The sequence below is a fragment of the Streptococcus sp. HMSC077F03 genome, assembly GCF_001812375.1.
Lineage (GTDB): Bacteria > Bacillota > Bacilli > Lactobacillales > Streptococcaceae > Streptococcus > Streptococcus oralis_S.
Genome location: NZ_KV808757.1, coordinates 1 through 1619, shown reverse-complemented (window position 1 = coordinate 1619; position 1619 = coordinate 1). Strand labels below are relative to the sequence as shown.

Genomic DNA, 1619 nt, shown 5'->3' with positions numbered 1-1619 from the left:
ACGGTGAAACCACGTGACCCAGAAAAACCAACAGATCCAACACCAGGTGAACCAGCTAAGTCTGTTGGACCAGAAGATGGATCTAAACCTGATAAAGAATACCACTTGCCAAACGCTTTAGATACCTTCCGATTCGATATTACTACACCGGTTCCAACAGATCCTGTAGATGAAAACGGAAATGCTAAGAAGGATCAATATGGTCGTCTTATCAAGACAGACTTGACTAGTTTTACAATCACGGATGAAATCAATTCAGTCTTGAAAGTCAACAAAGACCGTATCGCTCTTAAAGTTGAAAATGCTCAGTTTGACAAGATCAAAGCAACTCTTCAAGCTCAACTTGATCAAGCAGAGAAAGAACTCAAAGCTTTGACAGGCAAGTCAACAGAAGAGACTTCAACAGAGACTGGTAAGAAGGAAGAACTCAAGGCAGCGGAAGCTAAAGTAGCTGAATTGAAAGCGAAGTTGGAAGCAGCTAAGGCAGCGCAGCCAGCTAAACCAGCTGAAACTACAACACCAGCTACTCCAGCAACAGCTACTGAAGAAACAACTCCAGCTACATCTGATTCTTCTGCAACAGAAGATAAGAAACCTGCAACTAGCGAGCCAAGTCAAGATCTTGTAAGCTTGGAAGCAGAGTTGAAAGCAGCTGAAGAAAACTTAGCTAAACTTCAAGCACCAGCAGAGAAAGAAGCAGAATTAGCACCAGCTGATAAGAAACAACAACAAGAGAAACTCGAAAATGAAATCAAGAAACTAAAAGAAGCTCAAACCAAGCTTCAAGCAGCTATTGATAAATTGAGTAAGTCTTCAAATGATCGTGGTGAATTAGTAGGTAAAGAATTGGAAGCAATTGCTACTGTTACTTACGATGAAACTGAAAATCTTGTGACTCTTGAAATCAGCGACAAGGATGTTCTTGAAGCCTTGAAGGGAAGTACTGTACGTCTTGTACTTTACACTAACTTCAAAGAAGGAACAGATTTTACACAATTCGCTGCTGGTGTACCAAATACAGCTAAAGTAAGCTTTAACCATAATCCAAATCCAAAGCCTACCAACAAAGTTGTGGTGTTCCCACCAACACCAGAAAAACCACAAACTCCGCCACCAGGTGGAACCGTTCCTCCTGCAGAACCTAAGAAAACATTGCCAAATACAGGTTCTGAAGCATCTTCAATCTTTGGAGTACTTGCTGCCCTAGCTCTAGGACTTGCTGGACTTCTAGTTTGGAAGCGTAAAGCTGAACGTTAGTATCATATAGTAAGAGGAGAGTAGAAATATTTCCTCTCTTCCTTGCTATATATTAAATGAATTAAGGGAAAAAGAATGAGTAGAAAAAAATTATTAAAGTTAGGGATTTCAATACTTGCTTTAAACGCTCTTGGAGTAGCAACTTATCATGTAGCTCCAGATTTATATCAAATTCCAACAGTGCATGCAGAAGAAACACCGGCGGAAGATGAAGAAATTCCAGATGGCCAAGAGAGAGTCATGGCACTTCGATTTAGAGATAAACTGAATGATCTAGAGGCTTTCATTGCTGACTATAAAGCTAATCCTAATGATGAAGACAACAAAGCTGGATTAGAAGATAGTTTGGCGGAAGCTACTAA

General features: G+C 40.2%; 1 protein-coding gene and 1 pseudogene. Both read left to right on the top strand.

Features of this window, described 5'->3' with window-relative positions:
* Positions 1-1257, top strand: a 1257-nt coding sequence (locus tag HMPREF2853_RS02550) for an LPXTG cell wall anchor domain-containing protein (RefSeq protein WP_083306875.1), incomplete at its 5' end; no start/stop codon positions are given.
* A gap of 75 nt (positions 1258-1332) precedes the next feature.
* Positions 1333-1619 (top strand): annotated as a pseudogene (locus tag HMPREF2853_RS02545) (cell surface protein); the annotation flags it as partial.